Origin of the sequence: Brevundimonas sp. Bb-A (genome assembly GCF_009394735.1) — a bacterium.
GTDB classification, from domain to species: domain Bacteria; phylum Pseudomonadota; class Alphaproteobacteria; order Caulobacterales; family Caulobacteraceae; genus Brevundimonas; species Brevundimonas aurantiaca.
On record NZ_CP045456.1, the window covers coordinates 2,510,758 to 2,529,181 of the forward strand.

The window sequence follows — 18,424 nt, forward strand, 5'->3', positions numbered from 1 at the left end:
CCACCCTCGGCCCGCTGCCGGGCCAGGACGCCTGAATTGTACCGGCTCCCTGGGGAAGGAGCCGCGCCTTCGCTCCGGTCGGAGGGCGACGGACCGGGCCTCGGCGCTTGCGCGCAGACTCTTTAGGAGTGTTGCGGAACGCGGACATATACTCGCTTCCGCGGCGAAATAAAGGCCCCTGCCCCATATTTTCGCGCCCCTTCGCCAAGGCGTCTAAGGCGGATTGACGGACCGGCGAGTCGCCGCCCTGGATGGGCTCTGACGGCCCTAGGTCTCAGGACTTCAGCAGTTGCAGCAGGGCCTCCGCCGCGTCGCGCGAGGAGGCGGGGTTCTGACCGGTAACCAGCTTGCCGTCCACGACGACATGGGAGCCCCAGTCGGGGCCGCGCGAATAGTCGCCGCCGTTGGCGCTCAGCACGTTCTCGACCAGGAAGGGCACCACGGCCGTCAGGCCGACAGCCTCCTCCTCGGTATTGGTGAAGCCCGTGACCTTGCGGCCGTTGACCAAGGGCTGTCCGTCCGGACCGTTGACCGACTTCAGAACGCCCGGCGCGTGGCAGACCAAGCCCGTCGGCTTGTCCGCCTTGGCGAAGGCTTCGATCAGGGCGATTGAGGCCGGATCGTTGGCGAGGTCCCACAGCGGTCCGTGGCCGCCCGGATAGAAGACCGCGTCGAAATCCTCGGCCTTGACCGACGACAGTTCGACGGTCGAGCCCAGGGCGGTCTGGGCCTCGGCATCGGCCTTGAAGCGGCGCGTGTCCTCGGTCTGTGCGTCGGGATCGTCGCTCTTGGGGTCCAGCGGCGGCTGACCGCCCTTGGGCGAGGCCAGGACGATCTCGGCCCCGGCGTCCTTGAGCGCATAATAGGGGGCGGCCAGTTCCTCCAGCCAGAAACCGGTCTTCTTGCCGGTGTCGCCGAGCTGGTCGTGCGAGGTCAGCACCATCAGGATCTTCATTTCGGGGGCTCCTTTTCAGGCGTAACAGATGGGAAGCCGAACCGATCCGCCAAGGCCGCGCTTGCGACGCCTGTCGGCCTGGGGCAAGCCTGCCCCCTTCCCTGCCCCCAATGGAGACGGACGGATGAGAGCGTGGATCGCGGCCCTGGCCCTGCCTCTTGTGATGGGTGTATTGGCGTCGGCTTCAGCCGCTCGGGCCGATTGCGGCCTGGCGCCGGCCGGAACGATCCGCGCCCTGGCCCTGGGTCCGAACGGTCGGACGGTTCAGCTTCATACGCCGCGCGGATTTGACCCGAACCGCCCCGCTCCCCTGGTCTTTCTGCTGCACGGCAGCGGCGGCACGGGCGCCGAAATTCTGGCATCCTCGGGTTTGGCCGAGACGGCGGATCGGCACGGCTTCATCGTCATTGCGCCCGACGGCGGCATTCCGGTGGAGCGCGGCTTCGTCTGGAACGTGCCGGGCGTGCCCACCATAGCGGGGACGATTCCCGGCCCGAACGACGCCGACGATGTCGCCTTCATGACCGAGACCATCGACGCCCTGGCCGATCAGGGCTGTATTGACCCGTCCAGGGTCTATGCGACCGGCCTGTCGGGCGGCGGCCGGATGACCTCCTGGCTGGGCTGCGCGGCCGCGGACCGGTTCGCCGCCATCGCTCCCGTGGTCGGGCTGCGCGCCGGACGGCCCGATCGGCGTGATCCTCAGCGCCCTGATCCCGCCACCTGCCGGCCGTCGCGCCCCATGCCGGTGATGGCCTTCGCCGGCGACGCCGACACCACCAATCCGATCCAGGGCGGCGGCGCCCCATATTGGAGCTACACCATGCATGCGGCCGAACAGCGCTGGGCCCAGTTGAACGGCTGCGCGGCCCCGCGTCCCACCGTCTGGGTCACGGCCCAGGTCTATGAAGAAGGCTATGCCGCCTGCCGAGACGGCGCCGACGTCGTCGGCCGCATCACCGCCGGCGGGGGCCACAGCTGGGTCGCCGACAACGACGCCATGTGGGCCTTCTTCGCCGCGCGGACACGCCCGCAGAACTGATACGGACTAGGCCCCAGCCATAGCGCTCACGGGCCTCAAGCAGCGCGAAGCGCGGTAGGCCAACAAAAAAGCCCGGCGGTTTCCCGCCGGGCCTTTCCGATCTTCAGCGGAGCTGAGACCCAGATTACTTGATCTGGACCTTGGCGCCGGCTTCCGTCAGCTTCTTGGCGATCTCGTCGGCTTGTTGCTTGGAGACGTTTTCGACGACGTTCTGCGGAGCGCCTTCGACCAGGTCCTTGGCTTCCTTCAGACCCAGGTCCGAACGGACGCCGCGGACTTCCTTGATGACGTTGATCTTCTTGTCGCCGCCGTCAACCAGGACGACGGTGAACTCGGTTTGCTCTTCAGCGGCTTCAGCCGGAGCAGCGGCGCCGCCGCCGGCCGGCATGGCCATGGCGACCGGAGCGGCGGCGGAAACGCCCCACTTTTCTTCCAGCAGCTTGGAGAGTTCAGCGGCTTCCAGAACGGTAAGCGCGGACAGGTCTTCGACGATCTTGGCGAGGTCGGCCATTGTCAGTTTTCCTTCGGAGGATTGGTTTCAGAGAATGATGCAGAGATGAAAGGGTCCGCCGCTTACGCGGCTTCCTTGGTGGCGTAGGCGTTGAACACGCGAGCCAGCTGACCGGCGGGCGCTTGCAGCACGCCGGCGACCTTGGTCGCGGGCGCATTGAGCAGGCCGATGAGCTGAGCGCGGACTTCGTCGAGCGTCGGGAGTTTCGAGAGAGCCTCGACACCCTTCTGATCGACGACGGTTTCGCCCATGAAGCCGCCGATGATCTTGAAGCGATCATTGGCCTTGGCGAACTCGGTGGCGACCTTGGCGGCCGTGCCCGGGTTCTCAGCATAGGCGATGCCCACGGGGCCCTTGAACAGGCCGTGGTAGCCGCTGCCTTCTTCGGCTTCGAGCGCCTTCAGCGCCAGGCGGTTCTTGACCACCTTGAACGCGCCGCCTTCTTTGCGAAGACGGCCGCGCAGATCTTCCATTTCCGCAACGGTCAGACCCAGGTTGTGGGTCACGACCACGGAGCCGGCGTCGGCGAACACGCCCTTGAGCGTCTCGATCGACTCGGCCTTTTGTGCGCGGTCCATTGCGGTCTCCAGTCTTGGTATTCGCCGCCGGGCTTATTCCCGACGACGGATTAGCCGAGGCGCCGCGCATCGCTGCGAAGCGTTGAGGCCGGTCTTATTGTCCGAAGGATGCGTCTGACGGCGTCCGTCCCGGAATGCGGGCTGACATCGGCAAGGTCGCGTCCCCATCTCCCCACGGCGCCAGAGGGCTCTCTGACAGTTACGGCCTGGGTGACCCCCACGCCCCGAAGTTCTCGGACAGGACCGTCAAAGGCGTGAACCTGTGACGGGAAGGCGCGCTAATACAGGCGCGGCCCGGCGAAATCAAGCCGGCTGTTCGTCCGTCGGCAGGGTTGCGGCGAATTCGAGGATCAAGGCCGCCAGATCCGGTTCGTTGACCGCCGCCGCCGCGGCTTGCGGCGTCATCCATCGCCGCTGGCGCTGATGGTCCTCAGGCCAGGCTCCGAGCTGAATCAGCACCTGCAGCGGATAGACGGAGACCACGCATTTGCGCTGCCCACCGTCCTTCAGGGTCTTGGCGTAGCGAAAGACGCCGATGGGCGCGTCTTCGACGGCTCCCTTCACGCCCGCCTCCTCCAGAGCCTCCTGCACCGCCGCCTGGGCGTCGGTCTTGCCGGCCATACGGCCGCCCTTGGGTATGACCCAGCGTCCGGTCTGGCGCGACGTGATCATGAGGATTCGGCGCTCGCCCTCCTCCACCCGCCAGGGCAGGGCCGCCACCTGACGCATTTCCGAGCGCGCCGTGCGCTTGGCTCCGCTGGCCATACGTCAGATCCCTTCCACCGCAGAACGCCGAAAGACCGGTCGAGACCCCTTGCCTCGTCCCCGGCTCGCCCGACCATCCGTACCAAGACGGTCGATCGACCACATCTTCCCAAACGTCATCCGGCAGGCGGCGTCAAGACACTGGTAAACCCGATAAGGGATCAGGTTTGGCCAGGCGCTGTCGCCTCCTCGTCGCCCAGAATGTCCTGTCGGTAAATCATGGTGATGACGGTGTGCAGAACGAGGGCCAGGGGCGTTGCGAACAGGACCCCCAGCGGCCCGAAAAGCGTTCCTATCCCCACGACGGCGAAGATGCCCAGGACCACCGGCAGATTGGCGACGTTCTTCTGCACCATGGGGGTGATGAAGTTGCTCTCCAGCTGGGAAACGGCGACGTAAAGCCCCAGGGTCATCAAGGCGGTCTCCCAGCCCTGGGTCGCGCCCACCAGGACCGCCGGGATGGTGGAGACGATGGGGCCGACGATCGGCACGAACTGCGCCACGCCCGTCAGCAGCCCCAGACCCACCGCCGAGGGCACGCCGATCAGCGCCAGTCCCGTCCCCGTCAAGACCCCGACCAGCACCATCGAGAACAGCTGCGCCTTCAACCACCCCTTCAAGGCGCGGCCGCAGCTGTTCAGCACCTCGCGCAGGCGCGGCCGGTGGGTCTTGGGCGCCAGGGACAGAAGGCCCTCGCGCGATTTGGCGGGCTCGATGGCCAGGAAAACCCCGGCCACCATCACCAGAACCAAGGTGGTGGCCCCGGAGGCGAAGCCCACTGCGAACTTCTGCGCCACTTGCAGCGCCTGCCCCGTCTGTCCGCCCAGACTCTTCAGCTGGTCAAGCAGTTGGGCGGCGTAGGGCTGGGCCTGAATCCAGGACTGCACCCGATCCCAGCCCTGAGGCAGCACCGCCACAAGGGCCGCGATCTGTTCGGCGATCTGGGCGCCGAAGAGGGTCAGAACCCCCGCCAGGATCGAAATGACGATCAACAGGGACAGCAGAACCGCAGCGGGATCGGGCAGGTTGAACCACCGGACGATAGGGTCGGCTAGGGCCCTCAGAACGACCGCGGCCAGAATTGCACCGAAAACCAACAACCATAGGGTGTGTAGCGTGACAATCAGTTGGCCGGCGAAATAGACGCCCACCAGCACCACGGCGCCGAAGGCCAGCCTTCCCTTCCATGGATCGCGTCCGCCCTCATCCGCCGGCGCGCCCTGCGCCGCTCTTCCCAAACCGAACATTCGCTTCCCTTGTTTCGCCTGCCTACAACGCCGCCGGAGCGGCGCCGTTCGAAGCGATGACGAAAAGAGTTCGACCAGGTTCGTGGGACTCAGGGATGATCGCGTCCGTCATAGGCGGCCTGGGCCGCCTCCACCTCGTCCATATGGGTCTCCGCCCAGTCTATCATTGACTGCAGCGCCGCCAGAAGCGATCGGCCTAAGGGCGTCATGGCGTAGGTGACGGACACGGGCACGGTCGGCGCGACCGATCGGGAGACCAGCCCGTCGCGCTCCAGAGCCTTCAGGGTCTGGCTCAACATCTTTTGGGACACGCCGTCGATCCTATGCCTCAGCGCATTGAAACGCATCGGCCCGTCGCCCAGGACGATCAGGACCAGGGTGCTCCATTTGTCGGCGATCCGATCCAGGAGCTGGCGCGTCGGACAGGCGGCGCAAAAGACGTCGCCGCGCAGTCGGGTTTCCAGCGGGTGACCAGGTGAGAGAAAGGTGCCGTCTTGCATAGCCGATTTCCATAACGCACCTGGTCTCCATTGGAAACCTATGGAGACTTTCATGAAGATCGCAGTCTTGGGCGCCAGCGGTCGCGCCGGATCGGAAATCACCAAGGAGCTGGCCTCTCGCGGCCATTCAGTCGTGGCGATCGCCCGCAAGCCGGAAGCCATTCCCGTAGCGCCCGGCGTGACGGCGCTTGGGGGCGACGCCTCGGACGCTGCGGCCTTGGCGAACCTCATCAAGGGATGCGACGCCGTGATCAGCGCCCTGCACCACGACATCAAGGCCGAGACCCTGCTTCAGGCGCTGAAGACTGCGGGCGTGCCGCGCCTTCTGGTCACCGGCGGCGCGGGCAGCCTGGAGGTCGCGCCGGGTCTTCGCCTGATCGACACTCCCGATTTTCCGGAAGAATTCAAACCCTACGCCCTGCCCGGCGTCGCCTTCCTGGAGGATCTGCGGGGCGAGACCGAAATCGACTGGACCTTCTTCTCCCCTGCGGCCTTCATCGAGGAAGGACCGCGCCTGGGCGTCTTCCGCACGGGAACCGATCAGTTGATCGTCGACGCCAACGGACAGAGCCGCATCAGCTTCGCCGACTACGCCATCGCCATGGTGGATGAGTTGGAGCAGCACAACCACTCGCGATCGCGTTTCACCGCGGCCTATTGAGGGCTGGGCGGCGGGTCTTGATCCGCCGCCGTCTTCCAGGTCACAGGTGAAACAGTCCCCGTGATCGTCGCCTGAAAATCACCGCCCCACGGCTTGAGACATCGCCGCCTTCAATTCACGGCGCTGTTCGGCTGTGCATTCGAACTCGTCGCAGAGCACATTGCCCATCTCGGCCATGATTTCCGGCATGATCGCCTGGACCGCCTCCGCCAAACGCGGCGCGGCTTGATAGCTCTTGGTCACCATGGAGCGGCCGACGTCGCTCTGATAGAAGTCGACCAGGGCCTGGAGTTCTTCCAGAGTGAAGATGTCGGCGTAGATCGGCGCCATGGCCTCGAACATGCGCGGCATCATGCGCGCCGTCACCTCCCCCATGACCGCACGGAACTTGGCGGCCTCATCTTCGGACATGCCTTCGAGCTCGGCGGGCATCATCATCGACGTCATCTGACCCAGGGCGGCGCCCAGTTCCTCTCCTTGCATCAAGGAGACGAACTTGTTTGCGAGCGCCAGCCGCGCCGCGCCGTCATCGCGCGTCTCGGCCAGGGCGGCCGGCGCGCAGAACAGTGTCAGGGCCAACATCAGCCCGCCGAAAAAGTGTCTCATCCTAAACCCCCGGTTAGACGCCCACCCTGCCGGGCCGTCCGGTTCGAGACAAGAAAAAAGCGGCGGGGATCGCTCCCCGCCGCTCTTCGTACCGATCGTCTTTCGACGCAGACGGCTTAGGCGCCCAGCGAGGCCGGATCGACCTTGAAGCCCGGGCCCATCGTCGACGACAGGCTGATGCGCTTCACATAGGTGCCCTTGGCGCCCGACGGCTTGGCGCGGACCAGGGCGTCCACGATGGCCTTGACGTTGGCCTCCAGAGCTTCCTGGGTGAAGGAGACCTTGCCGACGCCGGCGTGGACGATGCCCGCCTTCTCGACGCGGAACTCGACCGCGCCGCCCTTGGCGTCCTTGACGGCCTGGGCGACGTTCGGGGTCACGGTGCCGACCTTGGGGTTCGGCATCAGGCCGCGCGGGCCCAGCACCTTACCCAGACGGCCGACCAGGGCCATCATGTCCGGCGAGGCGATCACGCGGTCGAACTCCATGAAGCCGCCGGCGATCTTCTCGTACAGGTCTTCGGCGCCGACGTGCTCGGCGCCGGCCGCGACGGCTTCAGCGGCCTTGGCGTCCTTGGCGAAGACGGCGACGCGGACGTCACGGCCGGTGCCGGACGGCAGGTTGACCACACCGCGGACCTGCTGGTCGGCGTGACGCGGATCGACGCCCAGGTTGACGGCGATTTCCAGGGACTCGTCGAACTTGGCCTTGGCGTTTTCCTTGGCCAGCTTGATGGCGTCGGAGAAAGGCAGCAGGTCTTGGGTGACGCCGGTGCGGGCCTTCTGGGCCTTGGTTTGCTTGGCCATGTGCTTAGCCCTCCACCACTTCGAGGCCCATCGCGCGGGCGGAGCCTTCGATGATCTTGGTCGCCGCGTCCAGGTCGTTGGCGTTCAGATCCTTCATCTTCTTCTCGGCGATCTCGCGCAGCTGGGCCACGGTGATCTTGCCGGCCACTTCGCGACCGACCAGCTTGGAGCCCGACTTCAGGCCGGTGGCCTGTTTCAGGTACCAGGTCGCCGGGGGCGTCTTGGTGACGAAGGTGAACGACTTGTCCTGATAGACGGTGATGACGGTCGGAAGCGGGGTGCCCTTGGCTTCCTTCTCGGTGCGCGCATTGAACTCCTTGCAGAAGCCCATGATGTTCACGCCGCGCTGACCCAGCGCCGGGCCGATCGGGGGCGAAGGCGTGGCCGAACCGGCCGGCACTTGCAGCTTGATATAGCCGAGAATCTTCTTGGCCATTGGTCTCTCCTATGAATGACCCGACGAACGAACGACGAGCCGGTGAGCCGTGGTGCGGCATGGCGGCCTCCCACGGATTTGACGCTCCACGAACCGAGGCCCGCCAAGCGAAGGCGCGCGTGTAACAGAGAGGGGCTGGAAAGGCAAACGCGACTGGCGCTCCCATCCCCCGCTTCGTCATCCTCGGGCTTCACCCGAAGTCCGGACGCGGATCGGGCTGTGCGTCGTCCGAGGCGCAATGCGACTGACGATCCGATCCTCGGATCAAGCCCGAGGATGACGGCGGGAAACGATCCACACGCCACAACGAAAAAAGCCGCGCCCAGTCGGACGCGGCTTCAAATCTCGGCCGGTGCGCGGCTTCAGCCGGCGACCTTCTCCACCTGGCCGTATTCCAGCTCGACCGGCGTGGCGCGGCCGAAGATGGAGACGGCGACGCGAAGGCGGGCCTGTTCTTCGTCGACGCTCTCGACCGAGCCGTCGAAGCTGGCGAACGGGCCGTCGATGACCTTGACCTTCTCGCCGATGTCGAAGCGGATGGTGGGCTTGGGACGTTCGACGCCCTCCTCCACCTGGCCGATGATGTTCTGGACCTCACGTTCCGAGACCGGCAGGGGCTTGGTGCCGCCAGCGGCGCCCAGGAAGCCGGTGACCTTCGGCGTGTTCTTGACCAGGTGATAAGCCTGGTCGGTCATTTCCATCTTCACCAGCACATAGCCGGGGAAGAACTTGCGTTCCGAGTTCACCTTGCGGCCGCGACGGATCTCGACGACATCCTCGGTCGGCACCAGGATTTCGGAGAAGGCGTCTTCCAGCCCCTGTTGCTTGGCCTGCTCACGCAGTTGCTCCGCCACCTTCTTCTCGAAGTTCGAGTAGGCGTTGACGATATACCATTTGTGGCGCGGGTTGGCGGGCTTTGCGGGCGCTGCATCGGTCATGGGCGCGTCTTTCTCAGGATCCGAGAGCGATGATGTATCGGAAGGCGAAACCGAGGACGGTGTCCACGACCCAGAAGAAGATCGAAGCGATCACCACCATGATGAAGACCATCACCGAGGTGATCCAGGTCTCCTTGCGGGTCGGCCAGACGATCTTGCGGGCCTCGGCGCGAACCTGGCTGAAGAACTGCGCCGGGCTGGTGCGGGGCTTCTTGGGCTCGATCGGATCGACGACGACGGTGGCGCCGGCCGCGACGGCCTGGGGCTTGGAGCCGGCCTGGGGCCGCTTGCCGGGTGATTTGGCCTTGGCCATCAGTTGCTCTTCACACAATTGTTCCTGTCGCCCCAGATGGGTAGTCCCATCCGGAAGCGACAGGGGGGATTGGCAGGAGTTGGGGGACTCGAACCCACGACCCCCGGTTTTGGAGACCGGTGCTCTACCAGCTGAGCTAAACTCCTAGACAATCGCGCGAACCGTCCGGCCCGCGCGTTCGCCAGAGGGGGGCGTATGCCCCACGCCGCCCGTCATTTCAAGGGCGATGTCGCAGTTCCGCTTCAGTCTTCCAGATGGGCGGCGATGGCTTCCCGCTCGGCCTCGGCCTTCACCAGTTCCTTGAAGATCAGCTTGTCGATGCGGCGGTCGTCCATATCGACCACCTCGACCTCGAATCGGCCGACCTGCAGAATCTCGCCCTCGTCCGGGACGCGCGAAATCTGATGCAGAATCAGGCCCGCGACGGTGTGGAAACCCTCATGCTCGCCGAAGTCCTCGCCCAGGGTATCGGCGAGATCGTCGAGATCGGTCTGTCCGTCCACCAGCCAGCTGCCGTCTGGGCGCTGATGAATCCAGGCGTCGTCTTCATCGTGGCCCTCGTTGAAGTCGCCCGCGATCATTTCCAGAATGTCGGTGGCGGTGACGACGCCTTCGAAGGCGCCGAACTCATCGACGATGAAGGCCATATGAACCCGGGACCCCTTCAGGATCTCCAGGGCCTTCAGGACCGAGGTCGATTGGGGAATAAAGGCCGGTTCGGCCACCAGGGGTTCGATGTCGAACGTGCCGTCGGTCAGCAGGGCGTCCAGCAGATCCTTCTTGTGCACCACCCCAAGGGGATTATCGACGTCGCTCTCACGCGCCACCACGATCCGGGAATAGGGGCAGGTGCGGATCTCTTCGCGCAACACCGCCTCGGGATCGTCCAGGGCGATCCAGAAGACTTCGTGGCGCGGCGTCATGGCCACCCGCACGGGCCGGTCGCCCAGGCGCAGGATTTCCTCGATCATCACCTGTTCTTCGGGCTCGATCAGGCCAGCGGAGGTGCCTTCGGCCAGGATCGTCGCCACCTCTTCCTGGGTGACGTCCGAACCGTCACGATCCTTGACGCCCAGAATCTTCAGAATGCCCGAGGTCGAGGCCGTCAGCAGCAGAACAAAAGGCTTCAGAGCGACGGCCAGGGTGGAGATGGGCGCGGCCATCTTCGCCGCTATGGTTTCAGGGAAGATCAGGGCCAGCCGCTTGGGCACCAGTTCGCCGACGATCAGCGAAACATAGGTGATGCAGACCACGACCAGGGCCGTGGACACGATTTCCGTATAGGCCGACAGGGCCGGGAAGCTGACTTCCAGAATATGGTCCAGTTCGGCGGCGATGGTGGCCTGACCATAGGCGCCGGCCAGAATGCCGATCAGGGTGATGCCAACCTGGACCGCCGACAGGAACTGCGTCGGCTCCTCTGACAGTTTCAGCGCCTTGCGCGCCCCGCGATCGCCTTTTTCAGCCCGGCTTTGGAGGCGGGATTTTCGCGAGGAGACCACGGCCAACTCGGTCATGGCGAACAGGCCGTTGAGCACCACAAGGAGCAGAACGACGGCAATAGCGATGAGTAACATCTAGGGGTTTTTGGGGACCGACGCGGCGCGACATTCGGCGTCCGCGCGCCTATACTATGACAGGTTGGCGCGCGACGCCACGTTTTCCTTGATCTTCAGCCGGTCCGGCCGACCTCTATCGCCCCATAGGCGCCGGACGTCGAGGCGCGACCGGCGTCATGGGCGCCGGCGCAGGCGCTCATGCCCAAAAGCGTGCCGATGAACAGTCCGGTGCGAAGCGCGCGTCGCATAAGGTTACCAATCGCTTAGTACTGACAACCGTCATAAACGATGGATTAAGATTTGGTTCAAGCCGACACCCGCCGGAAGCGAAAAAGAGACGCCACAGCCCGAGCGGCGTCTACAGGATCGAGATGCAGACCATGGATTCCCTCGTCGCCACAGACGGCGCCGCCCTTCCGCCCGGCGCCCTGTCCTCTCCGGCGGCGCGTCGCAACGCCGCGCCGATTCTCGGCGTGCTGAAGGCCCATATGCCCAAGAAAGGCCGCGTGCTGGAGGTCGCCGCCGGATCGGGCGAGCACGCCCTGATCTTCGCCTGCGCCCTTCCCGGCGTGACCTGGACGCCCAGTGATCCGAGCCGTGAGGCGCGCGACAGCATCGACGCCTGGCGGCGGGATGGACCGTCGAATCTGCGGAAGCCCCTTCCGCTGGACGCCGCCGACCCGGCGACATGGCCCCCGACGGCGGGTCCCGAAACGGCTTGGGATGCGGTCTATTGCGCGAACATGGCGCACATCAGCCCCTGGTCGGCGACCGAGGGGCTGATGGTTCTGGCGGGACGGATGCTGCGCGGCCCCGGCGGTCTCTTGGCGCTTTACGGCCCCTATCGCGAGGCCGACCTCCCCCTGTCCCCGTCGAACGCCGCCTTCGACGAGAGTCTGAAGGCGCGAAACCCGAGCTGGGGCTTGAGGGCGCGCGAGGACGTGGAGGATCTGGCCCGGTCGCAGGGGCTGGTCGCGACGCGCCGGGTCCAGATGCCGTCGAACAATCTGATGCTGCTGTTCAGGCGTGCCTGATCAGAGGGCGGCGACCACGGCCGCCAGATCCGGACGGGCGTTCACCAGTTGGACCTGTTCGCCGTTGAACAGGGCGCCGGGCGCCTGTGCGGCCACGCCGAAACGATCGGCCGCCACATCCACGCCGTCGGCGAATGCGATCACGGGCAGTTGGTTTGCCCGCGCCAGATCGATCAGAGCCCGAACGGCCGCCAGGCCCGTCGCGTCCTGCGCGCCGCCCGGCACGATCAAACCCTTCAAACGCCCCTCGGCGATGTCGGATGCGGTTGCGGTCGCCAAGACCGTCACCCCGCCCGCAACCAAACTGGCGTCGCCGGTCGAAATGGGCGCCAGTCCCACGCCTTCAGCCCGCAGTGCGCCCTCGACATCGCCCATTTCACCGAAGTCCATGTCCCGGCGCATCACCAACCCCATCCGAAGACGGGTGGGCACGGGACGATTATAGCTCGAACGACGAGGACCGGAGGAAGATTTACGTTGTGCGTACAAGACGTCTCCTTTTCAATTTCAATATGTCATCAGATCGCGTCGCCGAATCCGAAGACGCTTCTGGAAAATTTCCAGAGAAACGAAAATGATCGGGATCGGCCGTGGCCGCCCCGCAATCTGCATCGTTTGTGGAATGAGGTCTGATATAGTCGGATCGTCGGCAATATCAACCTTCGCCGGCTCGGAACGTCCTGATCATGGTCATTCACGACCCCCGCGATTTTCTCATACGGCCGCCCCGCCTGGAGCCTGATGCGGTGAGGAGGAACGGCTTCGCGGTTCCGTCCGAAGCGGTCATGCTCTAGACAGCCGCATCCTTTGACGACGGACCGTAATGGCTTTTTCCCGCACCTATGACGGCGACGCGCCGGTCCGGATCAACAAGTGGCTGGGCCAGACCGGCGTCTGTTCGCGCCGGGAGGCCGAGAGCCTGATCGCAGACGGACTGGTGACCATCGACGGAGAGGTGGTGCGAGACGCAGGCCGCAAGATCGAGCCGGGCCAGACCCTGACCCTGAACGACACGGCCCAGTCGGCCCTGGCGGCGGGCATGACCATACTGCTGCACAAGCCGGTCGGCTATGTCTCGGGCCAGCCTGATCCCGGCAAGATCCCGGCCGTGCGGCTGTTGAAGGCCCCCAACCGCGTCGGCGAGGGCGAGGTCCCGGCGCGCGACGCCTCCCTGCCCCCGATCGGCCGGCTGGACGAGGATTCGCGCGGCCTGCTGCTGCTGTCGTCGGACGGGGTGGTGGCCAAGGCGGTGATCGGGCCGCAGTCCGAACTGGACAAGGAATATCTGGTGGTCGTCGACGGCCAGATCACCGAGGCCAAGCTGGGCAAGCTGCGCCACGGACTGGAGCTGAACGGCAAGCCGCTGAAGCCCGCCCGCGTCACCCAGATCGAACCCCAGCGACTGCGCTTCATCCTGACCGAAGGCAAATACCGCCAGATCCGCCGAATGTGCGAACTGGTCGGGCTGGAGGTCACAGACCTGTACCGCATCCGCGTGGGGCCGCTGTTGCTGGGCGACCTGCCCGAGGGCCGATGGCGTCACCTGACGCCGGACGAGCGCGAGGCGCTGATCCGGCAGTCAGCCGGGAACTGATACGCCCGCCAAACCGGCCAAGCGGGTCAGCTCCGCCACATGGTCGGCGAAGGCCTTGCGCCCCGACCCCGTCAGCGCCAGCCAGGTGCGCTGCCGCCCGCCCAAGGCCGCCTTGCGCAGCTTCACATAGCCGGCCTCTTCCAGCTGTTTGACGTGTTTGGACATGACGGAATCGGACACGCCGATCCCGTCGCGGACCACGCCGAACTCGACCTCGTCCGCCGCCGACAGCATGGCGCAGATCTGCAGACGGCCGGGGGCGTGGATGACGGCGTCCAGGACCGGGGCGCTCACGGTCGCGTCACCGTTTCTGCGCGATAAACCCGCATCCAAAGGCGCGAGAAGACCAGAGCGAGGACAAAGGCGGCGGCAATCAGCGGCAGAACCCAGACATACTGGCCCGTCCGTCCATAATAGACGCTGGCCAGGGCCAGAACGAGGAAGACGACGCCCAGGGCGATGGCGATCCAGCGTGCGCGGCGTGGCGACAGGCCGGTGACGCTGACGCCGGTCTTCTCGGACCATCGCCGCCAAAGGATGGCGAAGGCCAGGGTCGCTGCTGCCGAGGCCAATACGTTGAAGGGCATCGGCGCAGCCTGGCCGCCGACAAAGGCGGCCGCGACCGCCGAATAGACGAGGTCATAGGACCAGGAACTCTTGCCGACGCGCTCGCGCACCAGGTCCTGGGAACGCCGGATCTCGGCCAGCATCTGTTCGTGGGTTTCAGGGTCGTTCTGGGACATGGCGGCTTTCTCACTTTCCACAATGGAAAATGATGGAGACTTTCCATATCGTCAAGTCATAAGTTTCCAAATTGGAAAATCAACCCAGCGCCTCGAACCACCGCTGGAGCAGTTCGGCCTCGGCCCGGCGCGCCTCGGTGCGTTCCGCAGCCTCTGCATCGACGCCCCACTGCTCCTCCTGAAACTGCTCATCGATCCGCGACAGGTCGAAGGCGACGCCGCCCTCCAGAGCGCCCTGCTCCAGCGCCAGGGCCAGGACCGCCGAACCGAACAGGGGCACGGCGGTCGCCAGGCCGGTCAGGCGGAAGTCGTCCAGCGACAGGGCGTGGGCCTTCACCCGAGCGACGGCCTCAGGCGACTGGGGTTGATGGATGACGCCGGAGACGGGCGCCAGGACCACTCCCATCTCGCGCGCCGCCCAATCACGCCACGGTCCCCACGCGTGTTGCTGGCGTTCGACCAGGGGCGTAGGGTGTTCCGCCAGATAGCAGACCACGTCCGATCCGGCGTAGGCGGCGATCTCGTCCGCCACCGCCTCGCGCGCCTGGCCGATCCGGTCGATCGCGGTCGAGGCCAGGCGGGTGGCGGGCATGGTCGAGGGTTCGACGATCTCGCCCTGTGCGGCCCACTCGTCGGCCACGAGTCGGGCGGCGGCCTCGGTCGGCAGCACCAGGGGCGCCTTGGCGGGGGTCTTGGGCGTGCGCCCGTCCAGCAGCACGGCCCAGCCGCCGTCGGAATGGCTCCCGACGGTCACATCGCTCCAGAAGCGGCGCACCGTCTCCTGGGCCTCGCGGAAGCCCTTGCGGGCGGCGACAATGGGGTCGAGCGGGGGAATATGGCTCATCGAATTCGCTTCACGCCCAGGAAGGGATCGTCTTCCGCCTCGTCCTCGGAGAAGCCGAAATGGGCGAAGCCGGCCTTCATTTCGGGACTGAGCGGCGCGGTGACCTTCAGCAGGCCGCCACGCGGGTGGTCCAGTTCGATGCTGCGGGCGTGGAGTTGCAGCTTCAGCGGACCGGACAGTTCGCGGGACTTGTCGTCGCCGTATTTGGGATCGCCCAGGATCGGGTGGCCTATGCCCGCCATATGGGCGCGCAGTTGGTGGGTGCGGCCGGTGAAGGGGCGCAGGGCCATCCAGGCGGCGCGATCGGAGGCGCGGGAGATGGTGCTGAAGGCCGTCTCGGCCGGTTCGGCCTTGGGATCCTTGCGATCCGCCGGGCGCATCATCTCGAAGTCGTTGATGCCGGTCTTCTTCAGCGGCATGTCGATCTGGCCCGAATAGGGTTTCGGATTGCCGATGACGATGGCCCAATAGGTCTTCTTGGCCTGACGGCGGGCGAAGGCCCCGGCCAGACGCTTGGCCGCCTCAGGCCCCTTGCCCAGCAGGAGGACGCCGGAGGTGTCGCGGTCCAGGCGGTGGACCAGGCGCGGCCGCTCCATCCCCTCGCCCCAGGCTCCCAACAGGCGGTCCACGTGACGGCTGGTCTTCGTGCCGCCCTGGACGGCCAGGCCGTGCGGCTTGTTCAGGGCGATGACCATGTCGTCCTCATAGAGGACCAGAGACTTGGCGAAGGCGATGTCGCGTTCGGTCAGGGCGTGGGGATCGCCGGCCTGACGCGAGGTGTCGTCGGGGATCGGCGGCACGCGCACGGCGGCGCCGGCGGTCAGACGGCCCTCGGGCTTGATGCGGGCGCCGTCGACGCGAATCTGGCCGCTGCGGGCCATCTTCTGGACCTGGATATTGGACAGGTGGGGCCAACGCCTGCGGAACCAGCGGTCCAGCCGGATGCCGTCCTCGTCTTCCGCCACATAGAGGGTCAGGACTTCGCGCTTGGGCGCGTCTGCGGGCGGTTGGTCGGTCAAAGGGCGGCTCCGAAAGCGCGGCGGGCGACCATCAGGCCGATAAAGAGAGCGGCGACGGCCAGGATCACCGAACCGACCACATAGGCGGCGGCCAGGGCGTAATCTCGGCGTTCGATCATCATCACCGCCTCCAGCGAATAGGAGGAGAAGGTGGTGAACCCGCCCAGCACGCCGACAGCGGCGAACAGGCGGATCGTCTCCTGATGCGCCCCTCCCTTGAAGGCCAGCCAGCCGACCAGCAAGCCCATGGCCAGGCCGCCCAGGATATTGGCCGCGAAGGTGCCCATCGGCCAGGCCGTATTGGGCGCCAGCCGCGCGGCGAGGAGACCCAGGCCGAACCGGGCCATGGACCCCAGGGCGCCGCCGGCGGCGACGAGAAGAAACCGTGTCATGATCCGGGCCTATATACGCCGCCGCCGCCGAAAGCGAAGTCTCCCTGCCCTCGCCGCCCGTCTGACCGAAACTTCACTTGCCCTCGGACGTGGTTAACGGCGATATCCGAAACAGCCTAGTTCAGGTCGGGGATGTTTCATGTCGCAGGAAGACAGCCAGAGCCCGGCGATCACGCCGACGATGACCCCGCCGCCGCCCGTCGTCGAACCCGAAGCGCCGGCGGCCGAGCAGCCGCACGATCTGGCCGAAGCCCCGGCGGAGGCCCCGCGCGCCGCGCCGCCGACGCCGACCCCCAGCGACACCCCCGCCATATCGGACGAAGGGGTTCTGCGCCCGATCCAGGAAAGCGACTATTTCACCCTGGACGACGCGGCGATCGCGCGCATCTCCGGCAACATCGACCTCTATTTCAACCAGCCCCTCGACATCTTTCCCTTCTGGGAAAACGAGAAGAAGCCCGACCGCTTCCACGTCCTGTTCTCACGCCAGATCAAGGAGCGGTTTCCGGCGGACCGCGACATCCGCGGCCGGGTTCACGCCTATGGGCGGCGCATCTTCCGAAACCTGTGTGTCCATGTGGGCGTCAAACGGCTGACCCAGGCCCTGACCCTGATCGCCTTCGCCGTCCTGGCCGAGATGGGGCCGACCCTGTTCGCCCAGTGGGCGGGCGGTCAGCCGGCGGGGCTGGGCCTGGGCGTCCTGGCCATGCTCGTGACGGGCGGGATCTTCTTCGGCGTCTCGACCATACTGTTCATCCAGTACCGGTTCCGACTGGAGAACGACTCCTATGAGCTGTCGCGCGAAATCGTGCAGCGGACGCGGGAGCTGCAGAACCTGTTCACCAACGCCCGCGCCCTGTCGGACCAGGCCGAGACCACCTATCAGATGGACGGCAAGGCCTGGGGCCAGCGCGCCCTCTATCTGACGCGGCTGGTCATGTGGATCGGGGCGCGGATGGAGTATCTGGAGAAGTTCATCCAGATGGAGCTGTGGCGTGTGCGGCGCGAACGCTACTGGATGCGCTGGTTCGGGCGGATCACCACCCCGGCGGTTCTGCTGATCTGGCTGATCGCCTTCGCCCTCTTCCCGGCGCCCCAGGCGAACGAGGTCGGGTTCCGCGTCCTTCAACTGGTCGCCGTCGTTCTGGCGTTCGGCGTGTCGTGGCTGTCCTACTTCCGCTGGCAAACCCCGACAAACGCCATTCAGGACAAGCTGGGCGCTGACGGCTGGGTCCGTTACGCCTCGCTGGACGTGGACAACACCGTCGGCGATCAGGTGCGGCGCGACAAGGAACGGCTGGTCGAATATCGCGCCCTCACCAGGGGGCGCTGATCAGCGCGGAATGGAGGCCTGCACCGACCGGGCGTCATAGGCGTTCGGACGGTCGGGCTTCTGACCCCGTCCCATGACGATCTCCAGCGAGGTCGAGGTCGGGCTGGGGCCGCTGAAATTCAGGCCCAGGCCGACGCCGACGCCCGAGGCGGAATAGCCGCCGTACCGGCTGGAGCCGCCGCCGATCGAGACGCTCGGACGCACGCCGCCCGCGCCGCCGGGGCGGCCGTCGGTCCAGCTCTGGGTCACCTCGAACCAGTCATAGCCCTGTTCGGTCGTCAGGTCGGCGGCCCGCAACAGGGCGAAGTCGGCTACGGCGCCGGGGGCGCCCACGCCGTTGTAGGTCACCCGATAGCGGTTCGATTCGATCCTCTGGTCGGAATAGCCCTGACCGCCCGGCCCGCGCTGGGCGCCGTAGGGCGCCAGACTGGCGCAGGCCGCAAGCGCCAAGGTCGAGGCGGCGAGGCTGAGAACGGCGAGGCGCTTCATGGCGGGGTCTCCTTTGGCTGAGATAGCGTTGTTTGAGCCGGAGCGTTCCGTCCAGAGGC

The 18,424-nt window shown here is 66.1% G+C and carries 25 protein-coding genes and 1 tRNA gene; 5 read left to right on the forward strand and 21 right to left on the reverse strand.

Annotation, left to right across the window (positions count from 1 at the left end):
* Positions 1 to 274: 274 nt before the first annotated feature.
* Positions 275 to 955 (reverse strand): type 1 glutamine amidotransferase domain-containing protein, encoded by a 681-nt coding sequence (locus BSP_RS12290; RefSeq protein WP_152950532.1) that lies wholly within the window; start codon positions 953 to 955, stop codon positions 275 to 277.
* 124 nt (positions 956 to 1,079) lie between these two features.
* On the opposite strand from BSP_RS12290, the gene BSP_RS12295 reads away from it, so the two are divergent.
* Positions 1,080 to 1,997: a PHB depolymerase family esterase gene (locus BSP_RS12295; protein WP_152950533.1), complete on the forward strand. Its 918-nt coding sequence runs from the start codon at positions 1,080 to 1,082 to the stop codon at positions 1,995 to 1,997.
* Between the two features lie 124 nt (positions 1,998 to 2,121).
* On the opposite strand, the gene rplL is transcribed toward BSP_RS12295, so the two are convergent.
* The 5 genes from rplL to BSP_RS12320 form a co-directional block, all read right to left on the reverse strand.
* On the reverse strand, positions 2,122 to 2,508 hold the full coding sequence (rplL, locus tag BSP_RS12300; protein WP_152950534.1) for a 50S ribosomal protein L7/L12: 387 nt from the start codon (positions 2,506 to 2,508) through the stop codon (positions 2,122 to 2,124).
* A gap of 62 nt (positions 2,509 to 2,570) precedes the next feature.
* Positions 2,571 to 3,086 (reverse strand): 50S ribosomal protein L10, encoded by a 516-nt coding sequence (gene rplJ / locus BSP_RS12305; RefSeq protein ID WP_054765990.1) that lies wholly within the window; start codon positions 3,084 to 3,086, stop codon positions 2,571 to 2,573.
* Positions 3,087 to 3,389: 303 nt separating this feature from the next.
* Complete coding sequence (locus BSP_RS12310; protein WP_054765991.1) at positions 3,390 to 3,851, reverse strand: NUDIX hydrolase; 462 nt, start codon at positions 3,849 to 3,851, stop codon at positions 3,390 to 3,392.
* Between the two features lie 161 nt (positions 3,852 to 4,012).
* On the reverse strand, positions 4,013 to 5,098 hold the full coding sequence (locus BSP_RS12315) for an AI-2E family transporter (RefSeq protein WP_054765992.1): 1,086 nt from the start codon (positions 5,096 to 5,098) through the stop codon (positions 4,013 to 4,015).
* An 89-nt stretch (positions 5,099 to 5,187) separates the two neighbouring features.
* Complete coding sequence (locus BSP_RS12320; RefSeq protein ID WP_152950535.1) at positions 5,188 to 5,598, reverse strand: helix-turn-helix domain-containing protein; 411 nt, start codon at positions 5,596 to 5,598, stop codon at positions 5,188 to 5,190.
* A 52-nt stretch (positions 5,599 to 5,650) separates the two neighbouring features.
* Between BSP_RS12320 and BSP_RS12325 the strand changes: the two genes are divergently transcribed.
* On the forward strand, positions 5,651 to 6,259 hold the full coding sequence (locus BSP_RS12325; RefSeq protein ID WP_054766973.1) for an NAD(P)-dependent oxidoreductase: 609 nt from the start codon (positions 5,651 to 5,653) through the stop codon (positions 6,257 to 6,259).
* A 78-nt stretch (positions 6,260 to 6,337) separates the two neighbouring features.
* Here the strand turns inward: BSP_RS12325 and BSP_RS12330 are convergent, their stop codons facing one another.
* The 8 genes from BSP_RS12330 to BSP_RS16500 all read right to left on the reverse strand — a co-directional run bounded on the left by BSP_RS12330 (position 6,338) and on the right by BSP_RS16500 (position 11,165).
* Positions 6,338 to 6,865 (reverse strand): DUF2059 domain-containing protein, encoded by a 528-nt coding sequence (locus BSP_RS12330; RefSeq protein ID WP_082382708.1) that lies wholly within the window; start codon positions 6,863 to 6,865, stop codon positions 6,338 to 6,340.
* Between the two features lie 116 nt (positions 6,866 to 6,981).
* A complete protein-coding gene (gene rplA / locus BSP_RS12335; protein ID WP_054765995.1) occupies positions 6,982 to 7,671 on the reverse strand; it encodes a 50S ribosomal protein L1 in 690 nt (229 codons plus the stop codon).
* A 4-nt stretch (positions 7,672 to 7,675) separates the two neighbouring features.
* A complete protein-coding gene (gene rplK, locus BSP_RS12340; protein ID WP_054765996.1) occupies positions 7,676 to 8,107 on the reverse strand; it encodes a 50S ribosomal protein L11 in 432 nt (143 codons plus the stop codon).
* A 362-nt stretch (positions 8,108 to 8,469) separates the two neighbouring features.
* Entirely contained in the window at positions 8,470 to 9,045 is a 576-nt protein-coding gene (gene nusG, locus BSP_RS12345; RefSeq protein ID WP_054765997.1) for a transcription termination/antitermination protein NusG, read from the reverse strand.
* A gap of 13 nt (positions 9,046 to 9,058) precedes the next feature.
* Entirely contained in the window at positions 9,059 to 9,358 is a 300-nt protein-coding gene (secE, locus tag BSP_RS12350; protein ID WP_152950536.1) for a preprotein translocase subunit SecE, read from the reverse strand.
* A 70-nt stretch (positions 9,359 to 9,428) separates the two neighbouring features.
* Positions 9,429 to 9,504: transfer RNA gene (locus tag BSP_RS12355), tRNA-Trp, on the reverse strand.
* A 96-nt stretch (positions 9,505 to 9,600) separates the two neighbouring features.
* Entirely contained in the window at positions 9,601 to 10,935 is a 1,335-nt protein-coding gene (locus BSP_RS12360) for a hemolysin family protein (protein ID WP_191554085.1), read from the reverse strand.
* Positions 10,936 to 11,030: 95 nt separating this feature from the next.
* The gene (locus BSP_RS16500) at positions 11,031 to 11,165 is read right to left on the reverse strand and encodes a hypothetical protein (RefSeq protein ID WP_255478917.1); all 135 of its coding nucleotides are present in this window, start codon (positions 11,163 to 11,165) and stop codon (positions 11,031 to 11,033) included.
* A gap of 132 nt (positions 11,166 to 11,297) precedes the next feature.
* Here BSP_RS16500 and BSP_RS12365 point away from each other — a divergent pair, with 132 nt between their 5' ends.
* Positions 11,298 to 11,951 (forward strand): DUF938 domain-containing protein, encoded by a 654-nt coding sequence (locus tag BSP_RS12365; protein ID WP_054766975.1) that lies wholly within the window; start codon positions 11,298 to 11,300, stop codon positions 11,949 to 11,951.
* Here the strand turns inward: BSP_RS12365 and BSP_RS12370 are convergent, their stop codons facing one another.
* The gene (locus BSP_RS12370; protein WP_202483713.1) at positions 11,952 to 12,383 is read right to left on the reverse strand and encodes a hypothetical protein; all 432 of its coding nucleotides are present in this window, start codon (positions 12,381 to 12,383) and stop codon (positions 11,952 to 11,954) included.
* A gap of 391 nt (positions 12,384 to 12,774) precedes the next feature.
* Here BSP_RS12370 and BSP_RS12375 point away from each other — a divergent pair, with 391 nt between their 5' ends.
* Positions 12,775 to 13,545: a pseudouridine synthase gene (locus BSP_RS12375; protein WP_152950537.1), complete on the forward strand. Its 771-nt coding sequence runs from the start codon at positions 12,775 to 12,777 to the stop codon at positions 13,543 to 13,545.
* On the opposite strand, the gene BSP_RS16395 is transcribed toward BSP_RS12375, so the two are convergent.
* The 5 genes from BSP_RS16395 to crcB all read right to left on the reverse strand — a co-directional run bounded on the left by BSP_RS16395 (position 13,531) and on the right by crcB (position 16,543).
* Positions 13,531 to 13,839, reverse strand: coding sequence for a transcriptional regulator (locus BSP_RS16395; protein WP_227975960.1), 309 nt, complete (start codon positions 13,837 to 13,839; stop codon positions 13,531 to 13,533). The genes BSP_RS12375 and BSP_RS16395 overlap by 15 nt on opposite strands.
* Positions 13,836 to 14,288 carry a hypothetical protein gene (locus BSP_RS16400; protein ID WP_227975961.1) on the reverse strand — a complete coding sequence of 151 codons (453 nt, stop codon included), beginning with the start codon at positions 14,286 to 14,288 and terminating at the stop codon, positions 13,836 to 13,838. Before BSP_RS16400 ends, BSP_RS16395 begins: the two co-directional genes overlap by 4 nt.
* A 79-nt stretch (positions 14,289 to 14,367) precedes the next feature.
* Positions 14,368 to 15,132, reverse strand: a complete 765-nt coding sequence (locus BSP_RS12385; RefSeq protein ID WP_152950539.1) for an ATP12 family chaperone protein — start codon at positions 15,130 to 15,132, stop codon at positions 14,368 to 14,370.
* Entirely contained in the window at positions 15,129 to 16,151 is a 1,023-nt protein-coding gene (locus tag BSP_RS12390) for an RluA family pseudouridine synthase (RefSeq protein ID WP_152950540.1), read from the reverse strand. Before BSP_RS12390 ends, BSP_RS12385 begins: the two co-directional genes overlap by 4 nt.
* Entirely contained in the window at positions 16,148 to 16,543 is a 396-nt protein-coding gene (gene crcB, locus BSP_RS12395; RefSeq protein ID WP_054766004.1) for a fluoride efflux transporter CrcB, read from the reverse strand. The genes BSP_RS12390 and crcB overlap by 4 nt, the downstream gene beginning before the upstream one ends.
* 139 nt (positions 16,544 to 16,682) lie before the next feature.
* On the opposite strand from crcB, the gene BSP_RS12400 reads away from it, so the two are divergent.
* Positions 16,683 to 17,876, forward strand: a complete 1,194-nt coding sequence (locus BSP_RS12400; protein ID WP_054766005.1) for a hypothetical protein — start codon at positions 16,683 to 16,685, stop codon at positions 17,874 to 17,876.
* Here BSP_RS12400 and BSP_RS12405 read toward each other — a convergent pair whose 3' ends face one another.
* Positions 17,877 to 18,365 (reverse strand): hypothetical protein, encoded by a 489-nt coding sequence (locus BSP_RS12405; RefSeq protein ID WP_054766006.1) that lies wholly within the window; start codon positions 18,363 to 18,365, stop codon positions 17,877 to 17,879.
* Positions 18,366 to 18,424: the final 59 nt, after the last annotated feature.

What these genes read in the sequence shown, in the direction of transcription:
- BSP_RS12290 (WP_152950532.1), bottom strand. Translation starts at nt 955, where the DNA reads ATGAAGATCCTGATGGTGCTGACCTCGCACGACCAGCTCGGCGACACC.
- BSP_RS12385 (WP_152950539.1), bottom strand. Translation starts at nt 15,132, where the DNA reads ATGAGCCATATTCCCCCGCTCGACCCCATTGTCGCCGCCCGCAAGGGC.
- BSP_RS12320 (WP_152950535.1), bottom strand. Translation starts at nt 5,598, where the DNA reads ATGCAAGACGGCACCTTTCTCTCACCTGGTCACCCGCTGGAAACCCGA.
- secE (WP_152950536.1), bottom strand. Translation starts at nt 9,358, where the DNA reads ATGGCCAAGGCCAAATCACCCGGCAAGCGGCCCCAGGCCGGCTCCAAG.
- BSP_RS12310 (WP_054765991.1), bottom strand. Translation starts at nt 3,851, where the DNA reads ATGGCCAGCGGAGCCAAGCGCACGGCGCGCTCGGAAATGCGTCAGGTG.
- BSP_RS12325 (WP_054766973.1), top strand. Translation starts at nt 5,651, where the DNA reads ATGAAGATCGCAGTCTTGGGCGCCAGCGGTCGCGCCGGATCGGAAATC.
- BSP_RS12400 (WP_054766005.1), top strand. Translation starts at nt 16,683, where the DNA reads ATGTCGCAGGAAGACAGCCAGAGCCCGGCGATCACGCCGACGATGACC.
- BSP_RS12315 (WP_054765992.1), bottom strand. Translation starts at nt 5,098, where the DNA reads ATGTTCGGTTTGGGAAGAGCGGCGCAGGGCGCGCCGGCGGATGAGGGC.
- BSP_RS12405 (WP_054766006.1), bottom strand. Translation starts at nt 18,365, where the DNA reads ATGAAGCGCCTCGCCGTTCTCAGCCTCGCCGCCTCGACCTTGGCGCTT.
- rplJ (WP_054765990.1), bottom strand. Translation starts at nt 3,086, where the DNA reads ATGGACCGCGCACAAAAGGCCGAGTCGATCGAGACGCTCAAGGGCGTG.
- BSP_RS16500 (WP_255478917.1), bottom strand. Translation starts at nt 11,165, where the DNA reads ATGCGACGCGCGCTTCGCACCGGACTGTTCATCGGCACGCTTTTGGGC.
- nusG (WP_054765997.1), bottom strand. Translation starts at nt 9,045, where the DNA reads ATGACCGATGCAGCGCCCGCAAAGCCCGCCAACCCGCGCCACAAATGG.
- BSP_RS16400 (WP_227975961.1), bottom strand. Translation starts at nt 14,288, where the DNA reads ATGTCCCAGAACGACCCTGAAACCCACGAACAGATGCTGGCCGAGATC.
- rplA (WP_054765995.1), bottom strand. Translation starts at nt 7,671, where the DNA reads ATGGCCAAGCAAACCAAGGCCCAGAAGGCCCGCACCGGCGTCACCCAA.
- BSP_RS12375 (WP_152950537.1), top strand. Translation starts at nt 12,775, where the DNA reads ATGGCTTTTTCCCGCACCTATGACGGCGACGCGCCGGTCCGGATCAAC.
- rplL (WP_152950534.1), bottom strand. Translation starts at nt 2,508, where the DNA reads ATGGCCGACCTCGCCAAGATCGTCGAAGACCTGTCCGCGCTTACCGTT.
- crcB (WP_054766004.1), bottom strand. Translation starts at nt 16,543, where the DNA reads ATGACACGGTTTCTTCTCGTCGCCGCCGGCGGCGCCCTGGGGTCCATG.
- BSP_RS12365 (WP_054766975.1), top strand. Translation starts at nt 11,298, where the DNA reads ATGGATTCCCTCGTCGCCACAGACGGCGCCGCCCTTCCGCCCGGCGCC.
- rplK (WP_054765996.1), bottom strand. Translation starts at nt 8,107, where the DNA reads ATGGCCAAGAAGATTCTCGGCTATATCAAGCTGCAAGTGCCGGCCGGT.
- BSP_RS12360 (WP_191554085.1), bottom strand. Translation starts at nt 10,935, where the DNA reads ATGTTACTCATCGCTATTGCCGTCGTTCTGCTCCTTGTGGTGCTCAAC.
- BSP_RS12330 (WP_082382708.1), bottom strand. Translation starts at nt 6,865, where the DNA reads ATGAGACACTTTTTCGGCGGGCTGATGTTGGCCCTGACACTGTTCTGC.
- BSP_RS12295 (WP_152950533.1), top strand. Translation starts at nt 1,080, where the DNA reads ATGAGAGCGTGGATCGCGGCCCTGGCCCTGCCTCTTGTGATGGGTGTA.